Origin of the sequence: Leifsonia sp. 2TAF2, from assembly GCF_052115085.1 — a bacterium.
Taxonomy (GTDB): Bacteria; Actinomycetota; Actinomycetes; order Actinomycetales; family Microbacteriaceae; genus Leifsonia.
In genome coordinates this window covers 570,805-582,893 of the sequence record NZ_JBFRFY010000001.1, presented here as the reverse complement: position 1 = coordinate 582,893, position 12,089 = coordinate 570,805, and the positions used below count along the sequence as shown (strand labels likewise).

General features: G+C 69.7%; 11 protein-coding genes. 2 read left to right on the top strand and 9 right to left on the bottom strand.

What is annotated here, in order from left to right:
• From AB4Z18_RS02745 to AB4Z18_RS02715, 7 genes are all read right to left on the bottom strand, one after another.
• Window positions 1-1,164, bottom strand: a complete 1,164-nt coding sequence (locus tag AB4Z18_RS02745; protein ID WP_441781171.1) for a 4-hydroxybenzoate 3-monooxygenase — start codon at window positions 1,162-1,164, stop codon at window positions 1-3.
• A 16-nt stretch (window positions 1,165-1,180) separates the two neighbouring features.
• Complete coding sequence (locus AB4Z18_RS02740; protein ID WP_441782961.1) at window positions 1,181-2,380, bottom strand: alpha/beta hydrolase family protein; 1,200 nt, start codon at window positions 2,378-2,380, stop codon at window positions 1,181-1,183.
• Between the two features lie 20 nt (window positions 2,381-2,400).
• Window positions 2,401-3,201: an SDR family NAD(P)-dependent oxidoreductase gene (locus AB4Z18_RS02735; protein WP_441781170.1), complete on the bottom strand. Its 801-nt coding sequence runs from the start codon at window positions 3,199-3,201 to the stop codon at window positions 2,401-2,403.
• Entirely contained in the window at window positions 3,198-4,187 is a 990-nt protein-coding gene (locus AB4Z18_RS02730; protein WP_441781169.1) for a fumarylacetoacetate hydrolase family protein, read from the bottom strand. The genes AB4Z18_RS02735 and AB4Z18_RS02730 overlap by 4 nt, the downstream gene beginning before the upstream one ends.
• Entirely contained in the window at window positions 4,184-5,317 is a 1,134-nt protein-coding gene (locus AB4Z18_RS02725) for an FAD-dependent monooxygenase (protein ID WP_441781168.1), read from the bottom strand. Before AB4Z18_RS02725 ends, AB4Z18_RS02730 begins: the two co-directional genes overlap by 4 nt.
• A 68-nt stretch (window positions 5,318-5,385) precedes the next feature.
• The gene (locus tag AB4Z18_RS02720; RefSeq protein WP_441781167.1) at window positions 5,386-6,384 is read right to left on the bottom strand and encodes a cyclase family protein; all 999 of its coding nucleotides are present in this window, start codon (window positions 6,382-6,384) and stop codon (window positions 5,386-5,388) included.
• Window positions 6,385-6,386: 2 nt separating this feature from the next.
• The gene (locus AB4Z18_RS02715) at window positions 6,387-7,406 is read right to left on the bottom strand and encodes a VOC family protein (protein WP_441781166.1); all 1,020 of its coding nucleotides are present in this window, start codon (window positions 7,404-7,406) and stop codon (window positions 6,387-6,389) included.
• A 224-nt stretch (window positions 7,407-7,630) separates the two neighbouring features.
• On the opposite strand from AB4Z18_RS02715, the gene AB4Z18_RS02710 reads away from it, so the two are divergent.
• Together AB4Z18_RS02710 and AB4Z18_RS02705 are read left to right on the top strand one after the other, a co-directional pair.
• The gene (locus AB4Z18_RS02710; RefSeq protein WP_441781165.1) at window positions 7,631-8,899 is read left to right on the top strand and encodes an ROK family protein; all 1,269 of its coding nucleotides are present in this window, start codon (window positions 7,631-7,633) and stop codon (window positions 8,897-8,899) included.
• Complete coding sequence (locus tag AB4Z18_RS02705; protein WP_441781164.1) at window positions 8,896-10,215, top strand: restriction endonuclease subunit R; 1,320 nt, start codon at window positions 8,896-8,898, stop codon at window positions 10,213-10,215. Before AB4Z18_RS02710 ends, AB4Z18_RS02705 begins: the two co-directional genes overlap by 4 nt.
• Here the strand turns inward: AB4Z18_RS02705 and AB4Z18_RS02700 are convergent.
• Both AB4Z18_RS02700 and AB4Z18_RS02695 read right to left on the bottom strand, forming a co-directional pair.
• Complete coding sequence (locus tag AB4Z18_RS02700; protein ID WP_441781163.1) at window positions 10,197-11,066, bottom strand: ThuA domain-containing protein; 870 nt, start codon at window positions 11,064-11,066, stop codon at window positions 10,197-10,199. The two genes, AB4Z18_RS02705 and AB4Z18_RS02700, sit on opposite strands and share 19 nt — an antisense overlap.
• Complete coding sequence (locus tag AB4Z18_RS02695) at window positions 11,066-12,073, bottom strand: sugar phosphate isomerase/epimerase family protein (RefSeq protein WP_441781162.1); 1,008 nt, start codon at window positions 12,071-12,073, stop codon at window positions 11,066-11,068. Before AB4Z18_RS02695 ends, AB4Z18_RS02700 begins: the two co-directional genes overlap by 1 nt.
• Between the last annotated feature and the right edge of the window lie 16 nt (window positions 12,074-12,089).

Below are 12,089 nucleotides of genomic sequence, written 5' to 3'. Positions count from 1 at the left end.
TCAGAAGGGAAGGCCGGCGTACTGCTCGGCGAGCGCCGCCTGCGCGTGCCGAGACCCGGTCGTGTACTCGAGCTGACCGACCTGACTGCGGTAGCGGAAGGCGCGGGTCGACTCGTCGGCGATCTCGCGGTGCACGTGCAGCATCTCGGTCATCCACTGGGAAAACTGCTGCACCTTCCACTGCCGCGCCAGCGCCGACGCGCTGTAGCGGGTGAGCGGGGAGTCGTCGCCGCCATAGCGCGCGGCGAGCGAGCGGCCGAGCAGCGCGACGTCGGCGATCGCCGAGTTGAGCCCTTTGGCACCGGTGGGCGGCACGATGTGCCCGGCGTCGCCGACCAGGAAGAGCCGGCCGTGCTCCAGGGTCGACGCAACGAAGCTGCGCATCGGGGTGATGGACTTCTCGGTGATCGTGCCCTCGTGCAGCGTCCAGCCGTCGACGCCGAGCCGGGTCTGCAGCTGCTCCCAGATCCGGTCGTCGGGCCACTCGTCGATCGACTCGGACGGATCGACCTGGAGGTACAGCCGGGAGACCTCGAGCGAGCGCATCGAGTGCATAGCGAAGCCCTCCGGGTGGAGTGCGTAGATCAGGTCGTCCGTGGACGGCGCCACGTCGGCGAGGATGCCGAGCCAGGCGTACGGGTAATCCCGCTCGAGTGCCGTCACGCCCGGGATGGCCGGCCGGCACACCCCGTGGTAGCCGTCGGCGCCCACGATGAAGTCGCAGTCGATCCGTTCGCCGTCGGCCGTGGTCACGTACGGGGCGCCCGAGTCGATGCCGTGCGGCGCGACGCCCTCGACCTCGAAGCGGACATCGGAGCCGAGCCGGTCGTGCTCGGCCAGCAGGTGCCTCACCAGCGCCTGCTGCCCGTACACCGTGACCGTGCGCCCGACCAGGTCGACGAAGTCGAGGTGGCGGCGCTGCCCCTCGTACTGCAGGTAGATGCCGTGGTGGGTGAGCCCGCGCGCATCCAGGTCGGAGTCGAGCCCGAGGTCGCGCAGGATGTCGACCGACCCCTGCTCCAGCACTCCCGCCCGGATGCGGCCGAGCACGTACTCGCGGCTCTTCTGCTCCAGGATGACGAAGCCGATGCCGGCTCGTTGCAGGATGTGGCCGAGGAGGAGCCCCGCGGGGCCCGCCCCGATGATGGCGACCTGGGTGCGCATGGTTCTCCGGTTCCGGTCAGCGGGCGTCGGCGGCGACGGCGGGCGCCCCGCCGGCGGCCGACGGCTCGAGGGCGGCGAAGGTCTCCGCGACCCAGTCGGCGATGATCCCCGCGACGTACGGCATGTTGTCGATCGAGATGTGCTCGGTGCCGCCCTCCGGATCGTCGAAGATCCGCAGCTCGCGCCGAGGGCTGTTGACCGCCTGCTCGTACGTCTCGTGGGCATAGCGGACGGGGATCTGCCGATCGCCCGCGCCGTGCGTGATGAGCAGCGGGACGGTGATCTTCTCGGCCACCCCGTTCAGGTGCATCCCGCTGGTCTTCTCGATGAACTCGTCCATGTCGTGCACGCCCCACACCCAGAACACATGGTCCCAGTAGTGCGGCACGGGGTTCTCGCCCTCACGGTTGCGCCGCGCCTCCTGCACCGCCGCCCAGTTGTGGTTGGCCCCCCAGGCCACTGTGAGCGCGAGGCGCTTCTCGAAGGCCGCCGCCCGCGGGGCGTAGTAGCCGCCGAGCGACCAGCCGACGATACCGATCTGTTCGGGGTCGGCGCCGAGCTCCTGCGCGTTCGCCTCGATCCAGTCGATGATCGCCGCCGCCCATACCTCCGTGTCGTAGCGTGCCGTCAGGCCCCGCAGCCGCAGCGCCTCCCCCGAACCCGGAGTGTCGATCATGAGGGTCGAGATGCCGCGCTCGGCCAGCATCTTCGGGAACCCGGAGTAGAACATCATCTCCTTGGTGGAGTCGAGGCCGTTCCACTGGATGATGACGGGATGCGGCCCGTCGCCGGGAGCGCGGTAGAAGTAGCCGGGCAGCGACGAGTCGCCGTAGGGCACCTCCACCCGCGTGAGCGGGATGTCGCTGAGTTCCACGTGCTTCAGCAGCAGGTCGATCGACTTCTGGTAGGCGGCGTTGCGTCCCTCCCACCGCGGCGACTGCAGGCGCTCGGCCTGGGAGGTGTACAGCGACGCCCGGTAGTACGTCTCCCCCGCGCCGATCCGGCGACCCGCGGCCTCATCGGCCTGCGCCTTCGCCACCAGGCGGTCGGCGACGGCCTCCCACGAGGCGTACAGCTCGGCGGTGCCGGCGTCGTCGCCGTTCTGCGACGCGAGCAGCACCGGCTTGCACGCCCGGTCGACCTCGTCGATGAAGCCGCCGTTGTTGAGGGTGGCGACGACGGCCAGGCTCCAGACGTAATTGGTCGGGAAGTACATGAACACGAGGGGCTCCTTACTTACTGCGAAACGTGCTGCACGCCGGCCGCGATGCGGTCGGCGAGGTATTTGGCCCCGGCGGAGGAGGCGAATCCTCCATCGACCGGGAGGTCGGCGCCGGAGAGGTAGCGGGACGCGTCCGAGATCAGGAAGACGGCGAGGCCGGCGACGTCGTCGGCCTCCCCGAGACGTCCGAGCGGCGTCAGCTCGAGCTGCGCCTCCCGCATCGCCTCCGGAGCGTTGGCGGTCATGTCGGTCTCGATGAAGCCGGGATGGATGGTGTTCACCCGGATGCCGCGCGGGCCGTACTCCGTCGCCGCGACGCGGGACAGCCCCCGGAGACCCCACTTGGAGGCCGTATACGCGGCCGTGTAGTGACCGGTGAGTCCGGCGACCGAGCCGACGTTCACGATCGACGAGCCGTCGCCCATGAGCGGCGCGAGGGCGCGCATCCCGAGCATCGGACCGGTCAGGTTGACCGCGAGCACCCGGTCCCAGTCGGCGCGTTCGGTCTGGCCGATCCCGGCGCGGTGCGTGACCCCGGCGTTGTTGATCAGGCCCCGGAGCGGGGTCCCACGCAGGGTTCTGGCGAGCTCCGCGGCGAGTTGTGCCCACGCTTCCTCGTCCGTTACGTCGAGGTGGCGGAAAGCGATGCGGTCGTCCAGCGCACCGTCGGGCTCGACGACATCGGTCGCGATCACCCGGGCGCCGAGCTCCGCGAGCATCCGCGCCTCGGCAGCGCCCTGACCGCGAGCGGCGCCGGTGACGACGATGGTCGTGCCGTCGAGCCGGGCGAACGCGTCGAGGAAGGTGGAGCTCATCGCGCGACCTGCTCCTCGCGGCTGCGGTGTCGCGAACGTTCCCGCGCTGCGGGTAGCTCGGGCGCTGGGACGGCCGCGCCGACAGGTCCCACCAGCTCGCCGATGCCCTCCACCACCATCCGCACCGTGTCGCCGTCGGTCAGCGGAGGCGGAGTGAGCTCCCCGCGGCGGCCCCACAACTCGGCCAGGCAGCCGCCGTTTCCTGTCGTTCCGGAGCCGAGCACATCGCCGGGAACGACGCGCGAGTTGCGCGAGGCGTAGGCGACCAGCTCCGGGAACGGCCAGCCCATGTTCGAGACGAGGTCATGCCCGATGCGCTCGTCGTTGACGTACACCTCGGCGCGGATCGCGAGGAAGCCGTCGTCGTCGAGGTACGGCTCGAACTCGTCGGCGGTCACGATCCAAGGCCCCAGGCTCATCCCGAAGTCCTTGCCCTTGGCGGGCCCGAGCCGCACCTTCATCTCGCGCGACTGCAGGTCGCGGGCCGACCAGTCGTTCATGATCGTGTAGCCGAAGATCACCCCGGCTGCGTCGTCGGCGGTCAGGTTCGCGCCGTCGACACCGGATGCGCCGCCGATGACCGCCGCAACCTCCAGTTCGAAGTCGAGCCGTGCGCTGACGGGGGGCCGCAAATGCTCGCCGGGACCGAGCACCGTGTGCGGGTTGGTGAAGTAGAAGGTCGGCGCCTGGTACCACTCGGGCACGACCTCGCTTTTGCCGTCCACCGAGGCGCTGACGCCCTCCACGTGCTCCTCGAAGGCGACGAAATCGCGGATCGATGCGGGGACGAGCGGCGCAAGCAGCCGGACGTCGGCGAGCGCGGTCCCGTGAGAGTCACTCACGCGGGCGAACAGGGCGTGCGCTTCCGACAGTCCTCGCGTGAGGACATCGCTCACGGTCCGGGAATCCGGGAACGGGACCACACGATCCCCGATCACGAAGCCCTCGCCGGCAACGCCATCGGCCGCCCAGCGTGCGATCCTCATGCCGGCTCCGCCATCCTGTGCGAGATGCCGAAGATGAGCCCGGCGGCGTCGGCCTCCCTGTCGTGGTCGATCTGCCATTGGCCGAGCTGCACGGAGGCGTCGACCACGGCCTGTGCGCGCGGGAGGCGACGGGCGTGGAACTCGTCCCAGAGGGCGTCGTCCACGGTGTCCCTCGCGAGCAGCAGCTCGGTCAGCACGACCGCATCCTCCAGCGCCTGCGCCGCGCCCTGCGCGATCGTGGGCGGGCAGGTGTGCGCGGCGTCGCCGATCACCACTGAGTGCCCGCGGTTCCACGGGGCAGGCACGATGTGCTGCGTGAACCAGGTGTAGTTGACCTTCGCGCCCGCCTGCAGGTCGGCGCGGATGTCGTTCCACGGACCGCCGTAGGCCTGCGACTCCGCGAGCATGAGGGCGACCGCCTCCTCGTCGGTGAGTCCGACGCGTTCCTGCGCCGGCTCGACGAGGAACGCGTACATCGTGTCCTCTCCGGTGGGCGTGTAGCCCGCGATGTACACCGGCCCGCCGTAGTACAGCTCGCTGTGCTCGACCGAGGCCGGGCGCGAGACGAACGACCGCCAGATGCCCATGCCGGTCGGCTGCGGCTTGGTCGTGATGCCGATCAGCTCCCGGACGACCGAGTTGAGCCCGTCGGCGCCGACCAGGAGGTCGTAGGTGCCCGCAGGCGAGCCGTCGACCTCCACCGCGACACCGTCGGCGGTCTCCGCGACGCCGGTGACCTTCGTGCCGAACCGGACGTTCGCGCCCGCTGCGACCGCGTGGTCGAGCAGGATGCGCGCGAGGTCCGGGCGGTACATGCCGCCGGTCGCTGGGAAGTCGGGACCGCCCGTTTTCACCTCAGGCAGGTCGGCGACGACCGGCGCGTCCGGACCCGGCGCCCGAAGCGTCAGCCCCTCGAAGAAGTAGCCCTTCGCCTGCACGTCGTCCCAGACGCCGAGCGCGGCGAACGCGCGCAGCGCGTTCCCCTGCAGGGTGATGCCCGAGCCGAGCGCGCTCAGCTCGGGTTTCGACTCGAAGACGTCGACCTCGACACCGGCCTTGGCAAGCTGGATGGCGGTGGCAAGCCCTGCGACGCCGCTTCCGGCGATCGCGACCTTCGTGACGGCGGTCATAAAAGAACCTCTCTGTTCTTCTGGATGCTCTGCTGTGCTTCCGGATGCTCCGCTGGGCGGAGACCCCGCTACAGCAGCGCGATGGGGTTGATCGGCGACCCGACGGCCGCCGTGATCGGCAGCGGCGGGGCCGAGAGGAGGAAATCGTATCTCCCGAGCCTGGCGCACTCGGACGCGAGCTCCTCCAGGTCCCACATCTCGCCGATGGTGAGCCCGATGTTCGGGATGACGACCTGGTGCAGCGGCTGGAACGCCGGTACGTCGAACTCGTTCGGCCGCACCTCGAAGCCCCAGGTGTCGGTCGCGATCGCGGCGATCCCGGTGTCGTGCAGCCAGCCGGCGGTGGTCAGCGAGAGGCCGGGGGCCGGTCCTCCGGCGTACTCTCCCCAGCCGGCGCGGCGCACACGAGCGAGCTGGCCGGTGCGCACGAGGACGATGTCGCCGGTGCCCACCGCGCTCGTCGCGCCCTGCGCATCCACACACGAGCGGAGGTCGGCGGCCGTGATCGCGTAACCGTCCTCCAGCTCACCGGACTCGGGCCGCAGGTGCCGCCCGAGGTCGAGCAGCACCCCGCGCGAGACGATCGCGGAGGCCGCGTGCTCGATGCCGGTGACCAGGTCGCCGTCGCTCGTGACGACGTCTCCCGCTCGCCGACCGTTCCAGGCGTAGCCGTGGTCGAAGATGTGACCCAGCCCGTCCCATTGCGTCGAACACTGCAGCGGCATCGCGATCACGTCGTCGGCGCCACCGAGCCCGTGCGGGAAGCCCTGGGTGCCGCGCTCCGCATCCGTGCCGGTGTCGAGCATGGTGTGGACCGGATTGGTGCGCCGGCGCCATCCCTTCTGCGGGCCGTTCATGTCGAAGGACTGCGCCAGGGAGATCGCCGACCCCTCGCGGACGAGGGCGGCGGCCTCCGTCCGCTTGGCGGTGTCGATGAGGTTGAGCGTGCCGAGCACGTCATCCTCGCCCCACCGGCCCCAGTTGCGGTACGCCTCCGCCCGCGCAGCGATTTCGGCTTCCGGATCCTGGCGGTTCAGGTCCGCCGGGTCCTCGCTCGGTGCCGTCATCGTCAGCCGCGACCCTGGACGGCGTACGGGTTGAGCAGCGCCTCCTTGATCTCGTCGGGCACGCCCTCCTCGGTCGCGCTCGGTCCGTCGGCGGCCGGGAACGACTCGGTCATCGACATCGGCATGGCGCCGTTGCGGTAGAAGTTGTTCGACCCGAGCGACGGCTTCCACGTGTTGGGCTGCCAGTCGGGCACGTAGTTCCGGTATCCGCCGGTGTTCAGCTCGATGCGCAGCGACGAGGGCTCCCGGTAGTAGAGGAACGTCTGCTCGCCGATCCCGTGGATGGAGGGGCCGTACTCGATCGGGACGCCGTCCTCCAGCAGGGTGTCGGCCGCGATGAGCAGCTCTTCGTAGGTGTCGACCCAGAACGCGTAGTGGTTGACGCGTCCGGCGCGCGTCGAGCCGTCGAGGACGACGCCGAGGTCGTGTGACTTCTCGTTCGTGGTGAGCACCGAGAAGACCGAGATGGGCGCCTCATCGAGCACCGTCCGGGCCATGATGCGGAAGCCGAGCACCTCGTTGTACCAAGCGGCGAACCCGTCGACGTCGCTGGTCGCGATCGTGACGTGGTCGAGCTGGCGCGGGGCGCCCGCGACCTTGCTGCGCTTCTCCGGACGATCCGGGTAGATGGACGCGACATGACCGGGGGCCTGGTGGCGGGTGACGTCCCAGTGCAGGGTCATCGAGTGGCCCCAGGGACCGGTGAAGCGGTAGGCGCGGCCGATGGCGGGCACATCGTCGAGCCATTCGCCCTCGATGCCGGCGGCTTCGATGCGCTTGGCGGCCTCCTCGAGCGCCTCGGCGCTCGACGTGCGCCAGGCCATGGTCGCGAGCGTCGGCTCGGTGCCGGGCGAGACGACGACCGAGTACGCGTAGTAGTCGCCCCAGCAGCGGAGGTACACGGCTCCGTCGACGCGATCCACGACGGTCAGACCGACCTGTTCCTCGTAGAACTTCACGGACGCCTCGACATCCGGGGACGTGATCTCCACGTAAGACAAGTGGGAGAGAAGCTTGATCATCCTTGATCCTTTCCAGACGGGCCGAATGTGATGCCCGGTCTCTACTTTCAAGGCAGCGTCCGGATCAGGGAACCGCGTATCGGCTATGCCGGGGATCAATGAGACTGATTTCCTTGGTCGGCATCGTTCTTTCTTCCGTCTCACAGCGGCGCAAGATTCAGCGACTTCGACGCAAGTAGCCTCCGTTTTGCCTTTTTGACACCGTCGTTGTGTCAGAATCAAGCATGGCTAGGGATTCCGCACTCAGGTTCGGCGCTCAGACCGACGAAGCCATGAGCCTCCTGCGCGTGATAAATCTCGTCCGCACGGGCGAGGCCGACACGCGACCCGAGATCGGCAGGCTCACAGGGCTCGGCCGTGGTGTCGTCGCCCAGCGCGTCGAGGCCGCGATCGAGATGGGCTTCCTGGAGGACGGCGAGTACGGCCCCTCCTCCGGCGGCCGCGCGCCGCGAACGCTCCGCTTCCGCGCCGACCAGGCCATGATCGTCGTCTGCGCGCTCGGCGCCCTCCACATCCGGGTGGGCCTCGCCACCCTCGATGGCGAGGTCATCGCAGAGGGACACCGCGCGTGGGACATCGGCCGTGGACCCGCCGAGACGATCGACACCGCCCTCGGGATGCTCGACGAGCTCCTCGCATCCCACCCGGAACGCCCCGCGTGGGCGGTCGCGGTCGGTGTTCCAGGTCCCGTCGACTTCGAGACGGGGTCCCCGGTGGCGCCGCCCATCATGCCCGGCTGGAACGGCTTCGACGTGCGCCGCCGCTTCGAGCAGCGCTTCGACGCGCCGGTCTGGGTGGACAACGACGTCAACTTGCTGGCGCTCACCGAGAGAGCTCATCGCCGCGACGACAACGTCGACCTGATCTACTGCAAGGTCGGCAGCGGCATCGGCGCCGGCCTCCTCTCTCGCGGCCGCATCCACCGCGGCGTCAACGGGGCCGCCGGTGACATCGGGCACGTCAGGGTCCGCGACTCGACGACGCCGTGCCGGTGCGGCAAGCTGGGCTGCCTGGAGGCGGAGGCATCCGGCTGGGCCATCGTGCGGGATGCCGAGCGGGCGCTCCAGGAGGGCGCCACCGGCGTTCTCGCGAACGTGGTCGCCCGCGGGGAGCCGATCACCCCGGAGTCCGTGTCCATCGCCGCCCAGGACGGGGACGCGCTCGCCATCTCGCTCGTGCAGCGCTCGGCCCGGCTGATCGGAGAGTCGATCGCCGCACTCGTGAACATGTTCAATCCGGGCGTGATCGTGGTCGGCGGCGCTCTGTCGGCAGCCGGCGAGCTCTTCCTGGCGGAGGTGCGTCAGCGCGTCTACGAGCTCTCGCTGCCGCTCGCGACCCGCGACCTGTCGATCGTGCGGTCGGTCGGCGACGAGCGGGAGCCGCTGCGAGGCGGCGCCGAACTGGCGATCGAGGAACTGTTCGAGGTGACCTTCCCCCGGTGGTTCGCGGACGGGCGCCCGAGCATCGAGGGGATCAAAGCGGCGGCGGCATGATCCCGTTCCTGGGCGACGACGCCCTGGTCGCCACCGCCGACGGGTTCGACGTCCGTCTGCGCTTGCCGTGGATCCGATCCCTGCCGCTGTCGAGCGTTTCGGGAGTGCGGGTCCACCTCGACGGTGACGAGTGCTCCGTCGAGGTGCCGGGCGGCGACGGCTGGTGGTTCGTGCAGGACCGGCTCACGCTGCGCGTCCGCCGCCCGCTCGCGTCCGGGGTGCACACGATCCGTGCGTCCTTCCGGTTGCTGATCCCGTATCTGCCGGGCGGACAGGGCGCACCGCTGGAGCTCGACTTCGAAGGCGAGCGACGGGTGGAGGTTGTCGGCGCGACGCCATGGACCCTCGCGGCAAGCGCTTTCAACTGGACGCCGGAGGTGATCCGCGCCGAGCGCCCGTCGACCGACATAGCGGTCGGGATCGTGACCTCAGGAGTGTCGACCGTCGTCGAGCTCGAGCCCGGGCAGCTGTGGCGATCGTTCCCGTCCACCTCCACGGCGGAGGCAGCGGAGCTGCGCGAGCGGCTCGAAGCCGCTGGAGGCCGGGTCAGCGTCGTCGGAGCGAGCCTCGATGACTGGCTGAGCCCCACGCGTAGGCGTGACGACGACGAGCGGCTCGAATTCCTCCTGCCGCAGTTGCGCACGGCACACGATCTCGGCGCAGCGGGCGTGCGGCTGCCGATCGGGCAGGCCGGACCCGCGCTGCTGCGCAGACTGCAGCCCGTGCTGCACGACCTGGACCTGACCCTCTACGAGGAGCTGCAGGGCCAGCAGACGCCCGACATGCCGCCGGTCGCGCGCGCCATCGACGACATCGCAACTCTCGACGACTCGCGGATCCGGCTGCTCGTCGACACCAGCATGTTCATGCCGGCGCTGCCGGTGGCGTATCTCGCGGCGCTGGCGCCGAGCATCCCGGAGCCGCTGCTGCAGCGGCTGACGGATGCCTGGCTGGAGCCGGAGACGATGGAAGCGGTGGTGACCCACCTCCGCTCGGGTGCGGTGCCTCCCTCCGCCCACGCTCTCTACATGAACCTGCTCGTGCGGTTCGGCCGGTCGCCGGTCGACGCCGTACACGGCATCCTGCCCTTGGTCGGCGCGTTCCACCTCAAGTTCTGGGACCTCGACGACGCCGACGACCGTGTCTCGCAGCCGCTCCGCGACCTCGGCGCCCTACTGCGTGGGGCCGCACCCGGCTTCGCCGGCACGCTGTGCAGCGAGTGGGGAGGGCACGAGTGGCTCGACGCCAGCCCCACGGAACAGACGCGTGCGCACCTGTCCCTGGTCGGGGCCGCCCTTCAGCCCTCGCGGTTGTAATACGGCCAGGGCAGGAACCGGCGCTCGCCGCGACGGTCGGGACCGCTGAGCCCGACCTCACCGGTGGCGGCCCACTCGACGCCGCGCGGGAACATCCGGATGAACTCGATGCGGCGGAACGTGTCGATGTCGTGGCCGATGGTGATGGTGAACGATCGGCCCGCTCCGTATTCGTTGATCCACGCGATCGGCTGGTCGGTGTTCATCCCGGGGAGCGCCGCGACGCCCTCCGGCGAGATCGCGACCGGGTAGTGTGACATGGGCCAGACCGGCGCGTTCTCGTACGACTCCAGGTCGTCGAAGGTCGTGAGCAGCACCTGGGCTCCATCCAGGATCTCCACGCCGGTGAGGATGTCGTCGCCCGTCACCGTCCAGCGCGCGCTGATGCCCTCCGTGATCGGGTGCCGCGGCTCGACGGTGTCCAGTTGCGCTTCGCCCCATGGCCGGGGCCGGAGCCCTCCTGCCACCGTCAGCCGGGAACCGCGCATGACGTTGTACTCGTCCGGATAGCCCCAGTCGTCCTCCTGCGCGGCCGAGCCGTGGAACCAGACGATCCCCTTACCGTCGTCGTGGACGAACTTCAGCAGAGCCGCATCCGTCTCTGCGCCGAAGCCGGTCGCCTTCTCGTGGTAGCCGTCCCGGCCCTCGAAGACGACGATCACCACGTCGTACTTGTCGATGATCCGAGGCCCGAGCCCCCGCGGGTCCTCCACCACCCGCACCCGGAACCGGCCGGTGTCCTCCAGCAGGGTCGTGATCCACTGGTTGTGCAGGCGGAAGCTGCGGTGCTCGTTGTCATGTTCGCGGGTCATGTGGCCCGACAGGATGAGCACATCCAGTGGATCGGGCATCAGTCTGCTTTGGTAGAGAACGCGGCGTCGAACGCGGCGTCGGGCGGGGTGATCGAGTTGAGTTCGCGCACGAAGGCGATGGCCTCCGGCGCGCCCTGGAGGCGGTCCATCCCGGCGTCCTCCCACTCGACGGAGGTCGGGCCGGTGTAGCCGATGAAGTTCAGCGCCCGGAAGATCGCCTCCCACGGCACCTCGCCGTGCGCGGTGGAGACGAAGGTCCAGCCGCGTCGCGGGTTCGCCCACGGCAGGTGCGAGCCGAGCACGCCATTGCGGCCGTCGAGGTTGGTGATCGACTCCTTCACGTGCACGTGGAAGATGTGGTCGGCGAAGTCGAGGACGAACGCCACCGGGTCCAGCTGCTGCCACATGAAGTGCGACGGGTCGAAATTGATGCCGAAGCTCTTACGATGGCCGATCGCTTCCAGCGTGGCCTTCGCGGTCCAGTAGTCGTACGCGATCTCGGAGGGGTGCACCTCCAGCGCGAACCGCACACCGACCTCCTCGAAGACGTCGAGGATCGGGTGGAAGCGGTCGGCGAAGTCCTGGTAGCCCGCGGCGATCCACTCGTCGGAGGCGGGCGGGAACATGGCAACGGCCTTCCAGATCGACGAGCCGGTGAAGCCGGTCACCGTCTTCACGCCCAGTGCTGCGGCCATCCGGGCGGTCAGCTTCAGCTCCTCGGCGGCGCGCTGCCGCACCCCTTCCGGGTCGCCGTCACCCCACACCCGATCGTTCAGGATGTCGCGATGGCGCTGATCGATCGGGTCGTCGCAGACGGCCTGGCCGGCGAGGTGGTTGGAGATCGTCCACACCGTCAGGCCGTTGCGCTCGAGGATGTCGCGGCGCGACTGCACGTACTCCGCGTCATCCCACCGGGACACATCGAGGTGGTCGCCCCAGCAAGCGATCTCGAGGCCGTCGTAGCCCCACTCCCCGGCGAGCCGCGCCACCTCCTCGAAGGGCAGGTCGGCCCACTGGCCGGTGAACAGGGTGATCGGTCGCGTCATCGTTGACTCCTCTTCC

What these genes read in the sequence shown, in the direction of transcription:
- AB4Z18_RS02735 (WP_441781170.1), bottom strand. Translation starts at nt 3,201, where the DNA reads ATGAGCTCCACCTTCCTCGACGCGTTCGCCCGGCTCGACGGCACGACC.
- AB4Z18_RS02705 (WP_441781164.1), top strand. Translation starts at nt 8,896, where the DNA reads ATGATCCCGTTCCTGGGCGACGACGCCCTGGTCGCCACCGCCGACGGG.
- AB4Z18_RS02740 (WP_441782961.1), bottom strand. Translation starts at nt 2,380, where the DNA reads ATGTACTTCCCGACCAATTACGTCTGGAGCCTGGCCGTCGTCGCCACC.
- AB4Z18_RS02695 (WP_441781162.1), bottom strand. Translation starts at nt 12,073, where the DNA reads ATGACGCGACCGATCACCCTGTTCACCGGCCAGTGGGCCGACCTGCCC.
- AB4Z18_RS02715 (WP_441781166.1), bottom strand. Translation starts at nt 7,406, where the DNA reads ATGATCAAGCTTCTCTCCCACTTGTCTTACGTGGAGATCACGTCCCCG.
- AB4Z18_RS02730 (WP_441781169.1), bottom strand. Translation starts at nt 4,187, where the DNA reads ATGAGGATCGCACGCTGGGCGGCCGATGGCGTTGCCGGCGAGGGCTTC.
- AB4Z18_RS02710 (WP_441781165.1), top strand. Translation starts at nt 7,631, where the DNA reads ATGGCTAGGGATTCCGCACTCAGGTTCGGCGCTCAGACCGACGAAGCC.
- AB4Z18_RS02725 (WP_441781168.1), bottom strand. Translation starts at nt 5,317, where the DNA reads ATGACCGCCGTCACGAAGGTCGCGATCGCCGGAAGCGGCGTCGCAGGG.
- AB4Z18_RS02745 (WP_441781171.1), bottom strand. Translation starts at nt 1,164, where the DNA reads ATGCGCACCCAGGTCGCCATCATCGGGGCGGGCCCCGCGGGGCTCCTC.
- AB4Z18_RS02720 (WP_441781167.1), bottom strand. Translation starts at nt 6,384, where the DNA reads ATGACGGCACCGAGCGAGGACCCGGCGGACCTGAACCGCCAGGATCCG.
- AB4Z18_RS02700 (WP_441781163.1), bottom strand. Translation starts at nt 11,066, where the DNA reads ATGCCCGATCCACTGGATGTGCTCATCCTGTCGGGCCACATGACCCGC.